At 65.5% G+C, this 3,341-nt stretch carries 4 protein-coding genes and 1 tRNA gene; 2 read left to right on the top strand and 3 right to left on the bottom strand.

Going from position 1 to position 3,341, the window contains the following annotated elements; all coding sequences use genetic code 11:
• Nucleotides 1-185, top strand: a 185-nt coding sequence (locus tag AC6RA4_RS24270; protein WP_500164701.1) for a M24 family metallopeptidase, incomplete at its 5' end; no start/stop codon positions are given.
• A 15-nt stretch (nucleotides 186-200) separates the two neighbouring features.
• Here AC6RA4_RS24270 and AC6RA4_RS24275 read toward each other — a convergent pair.
• Nucleotides 201-277 (bottom strand) — tRNA-Arg (locus AC6RA4_RS24275).
• A gap of 73 nt (nucleotides 278-350) precedes the next feature.
• Nucleotides 351-1,364 (bottom strand): methyltransferase, encoded by a 1,014-nt coding sequence (locus AC6RA4_RS24280; protein WP_500164703.1) that lies wholly within the window; start codon nucleotides 1,362-1,364, stop codon nucleotides 351-353.
• 198 nt (nucleotides 1,365-1,562) lie between these two features.
• Between AC6RA4_RS24280 and AC6RA4_RS24285 the strand changes: the two genes are divergently transcribed.
• Nucleotides 1,563-3,065: a peroxidase family protein gene (locus tag AC6RA4_RS24285; protein ID WP_500164705.1), complete on the top strand. Its 1,503-nt coding sequence runs from the start codon at nucleotides 1,563-1,565 to the stop codon at nucleotides 3,063-3,065.
• A 76-nt stretch (nucleotides 3,066-3,141) separates the two neighbouring features.
• On the opposite strand, the gene AC6RA4_RS24290 is transcribed toward AC6RA4_RS24285, so the two are convergent.
• Nucleotides 3,142-3,341: aminotransferase class V-fold PLP-dependent enzyme (locus AC6RA4_RS24290; RefSeq protein WP_500164707.1), on the bottom strand; the 200-nt coding region annotated here is incomplete at its 5' end.

A 3,341-nucleotide genomic window follows, 5' to 3' on the forward strand; every position in this document is an offset into this window, starting at 1 on the left:
AAGACATCGACACGGTGCTGGAACCCGGGATGGTCGTGTCGATCGAGCCGATGATCTGGATACCCGAAGGCCTGCCGGGCGCGGGCGGTTACCGCGAACATGACATTCTGGTGGTCGGCGAGGACGGCGCGGAAAACATCACCGGTTTCCCCTACGGCCCCGAGCACAACATCGTCGACGAATAACCATCTGGTGGGGTCTGGCGCACCCGATAGGATTCGAACCTATGGCCTCTGCCTTCGGAGGGCAGCGCTCTATCCAGCTGAGCTACGGGTGCCTGCGCCGGGGTGATAGTGCAAACCAAAGCGGCCCGCAATCGGGAATTCTTACCCCCGGACGCTTTCCTGCGCTCACTCCGGACGGTGGCCGACGGCCAGCATCGTCATCTGCGGGATCATCTCCGAAACCGACACCTCCGCGAAGCCCGCCGCTCTCAGCTGGGTCGCCAATCCCTCCGCGTCGACGGAACGCGCCTCCGGCGTGAAGGCGGTGTGCTGCAACTGCCAGAGCGCCGCCAGCGGCGGGCCACTGCGGTCGGCGTGCACGATGAAATCATGGATCAACAGCCGGCCACCCGGGCGCAGCCGGTCATAGGCGCCCGCGATGAGACCGTCATGGGCGGCGCCCGGCACGCCAGAGAACAGATAGGACATCAACACCACGTCCTGCCCGCCCGGCCAGTCGGTCTCGAGCGCATTGCCCTCGACAAAGGCGATCCGGTCCGACAGGCCCGCCTCCTCGGCATGGCGCCGTCCCAGGGCCGCGACATTGGGGAAGTCGACGATGGTGACCTGAAGCTCCGGAAAGGCCTCGCAGAGCGTGATGGCGAACGCACCGGTGCCGCCGCCCACGTCGAGCATGCGGCGCGCCCCCGTCAGATCGATGCGCCGGGCGAGCTGCCGCGCCGGACCGAGCGAGCCCGCGTGCTGGCTCTCGGAATAGAGCCGCGCCTGTTCGGGATCGGAAAACCATTGCTCGTACGAGGCCGTGGCCCCCGCGCCCAGCGTCCCCGCGACGGCGTCTCCGAGTTGCCCCATGAGCCCGTACATCTGCTTGCCGACCTGCAGCCGCAGGTAATCGCCAAAATCGTATTTCGCCCCCTTCACGAGGAACGCCTCGGCTGCGGGCGCATTTGCGAACCGCCCCTGCGCCACCGTCACCAGCCCCAGACCGGCCAGCGCCGTGAGCAAGGTCTGCGCCCGGTCGCGATGCAGCCCGGTGCGCTCTGCAAGCCCCTCGGCATCGAGCGCGCCTTCGGACAGCACGGTGAACACCCCGTGATCCAGCGCCGTGAACAGCGCCTGCGATCCCATGAATCCAAACGCAATTCGCGAAATATCGTCGGCGTCCGTTGCCGGCCCCATGCACTCACTCCCCGATCCTGATTGTGCAGGAAGGCTAACAGCCGCCCACCGTCATCGCCAGCCCTCGCCCCGATCGCAGCCGGTACTGTGGCGGATGCGCCTTATCCGTTCACGGTACAATTATGATACACTTATAGGATGATTCATGCGGGCACCGCCCCGCATTTCATCACGTTATTTATTGGAGGAGACTTTCTGATGACCGGCATGATCCACGCCCTGTCACGCTATGATTACCTTGTGAAACAGTGCCTTGACGGCAACGCCCTGATGGCCGAGCCGCCGCTGGCGCAGCATTTCGGCCACCTGCTCGGCAAGCCCAACGAGCTGACCGGAAACCTCTCGCCCGCGCATATCCTCGAGGCCTATATCGCGCTGGTCGACAGCATGAAGACCTCCGAGATTACCGATGGTCCGGCGGATGCCGGGATGACCTTTTTCGGCCAGTTCGTCGACCATGACATTACCCTCGATGCGACCAGCAGCATCGGCAAGAAGATCGACCCGCGCTCGATCCGCAACGTGCGGACCCCGGCGCTCGACCTCGACTGCGTCTATGGCGACGGCCCCGAGGCCAGCCCGCATCTCTATCACCCGCAGCACAAGGACTACCTGCTGTTCGGGCGCGAGGATTGCCCGCTCGATCTTGCCCGCAACGGCAAGGGCACCGCCCTGATCGGCGATCCGCGCAATGACGAGAACATCCTCGTGAGCCAGATCCAAGGTGCCTTCATCTGCCTGCACAACATCCTGATGAGCCACGCCAAGGACGGTGGCGAGGCCAAGCAGGTGGTGAAGGATTTCGGCGCCATGTCGATCCGGCAGAGCGTCTGGCACGAAACCGTCGCGCCGCGTCTGATGGATTTCGAACATGTGCGCCGCACCGTGCGGCTGCATTACCAGTGGCTTGTGCTGCACCAATTGCTGCCATCCTTCATCGATCAGGACTGTATCGATGCGGCGCTCGACGCGCCTTACGTCTTCGGCAAGCACGGCCCCATCATGCCGGCGGAGTTCTCGGGCGCGGCCTATCGGTTCGGGCACGCCACCGTGCAACCCTCCTACCGGCTCAAGAAGGACGGCCCCGCGCGCGATCTCTTCGCGATGATGAAGGCGTTCGCGCCGCGCGTGCCCGACGACGACATGGACATGGAGATGTTCTTCGACATGGGCGACGGCAAGACCCAGAAGGCGCTGCCGGTCGGCACCAAGATGGCCGCGACCCTGTTCGCCCTGCCCGATCCGATCGTCGCCAAGGAAGAGACATGGGGCGATCTGGTGGTCAGCAAGGCCCAGGCCAAGAAGCTCGGCCTGCGCAACATCCTGCGCGACCGCACCGCGCTGAAGCTGGCCTCGGGGCAGCAGGTGGCGCGCTGGCTGCACGATCACGCGCCGCAGCTCGGGGTCAAGGAGCTGCCCGCCCCGCCGCTGCTCAAGGAGCGCCACATCGACAAGACGCCCCTGTGGTTCTACTGCCTGCAGGAGGCGGATGCCGGCGGCAGGCTGACCGGCGTCGGGGGCACCATCGTGGCGCAGGTGTTCGTGCGCCTGCTGCGGCTCGACCCGGAAAGCATCCTCAACACCGATTTCACCCCCTGGAGCGGGTTCGGCGGCGAGGGCATGACGATGGGCAACGTGATGCGCTGGGTCGAGAGCAACCGCGACAGCCTGGCCCTCACTGAGGATCTGCGCTGCGGCTGAGGCCTGTCAGAGGCGAAACGCGCTGCGCCCCGGTCGCGGCCGGGGCGCAGATCACATGTTTCAGATCGGTCGCGGCTCAGGCAAAAAGCTCGTGCGCCAGCTCGAGGGCATCGATCAGCGTGTCGACCTCGGCCTCGGTGTTGTAGAGCGCAAAGGAGGCGCGGCAGGTTGCCGAAACGCCGAGGTGATCCATCAGCGGACCGGCGCAGTGATGCCCCGCGCGCACCGCGACGCCCTTCTTGTCGAGGATCGTCGAGATGTCATGCGCGTGGGCCG

The organism is Salipiger sp. (assembly GCF_059781815.1).

Coding starts and splice junctions, on each gene's coding strand:
- AC6RA4_RS24280 (WP_500164703.1), bottom strand. CDS start 1,364: ATGGGGCCGGCAACGGACGCCGACGATATTTCGCGAATTGCGTTTGGA.
- AC6RA4_RS24285 (WP_500164705.1), top strand. CDS start 1,563: ATGACCGGCATGATCCACGCCCTGTCACGCTATGATTACCTTGTGAAA.